The following is a 285-nucleotide window of genomic DNA, read 5'->3' on the forward strand; positions in this document are numbered from 1 at the left end:
CGCTGGTTTTACAACCGCCGCAGCAAACCAGCATTCGTAACGTATTGCGGGCAAAAGTTGTTAATAGTTATGACGACAACGGCCAGGTGGAAGTGGAGCTGGAAGTCGGCGGTAAAACGCTGTGGGCGCGTATCAGCCCGTGGGCCAGGGATGAACTGGCGATCAAACCTGGCCTGTGGCTGTATGCGCAAATTAAAAGTGTGTCGATAACCGCCTGATTAAATCAGGTAGCTATAAATGAACTGGGCAATGCTGTCGGTGGTGTTATCACCAATCACAATGTTG

At 50.5% G+C, this 285-nt stretch carries 1 protein-coding gene; it reads left to right on the forward strand.

What is annotated here, in order from left to right; genetic code table 11:
* Positions 1-218 (forward strand): TOBE domain-containing protein (locus LZP73_RS20665; RefSeq protein ID WP_234236843.1); only part of this gene is annotated, 218 nt, incomplete at its 5' end.
* Positions 219-285 lie beyond the last annotated feature (67 nt).

The sequence above is a fragment of the Shewanella sp. AS16 genome (genome assembly GCF_021412365.1).
GTDB lineage: Bacteria > Pseudomonadota > Gammaproteobacteria > Enterobacterales > Shewanellaceae > Shewanella > Shewanella salipaludis.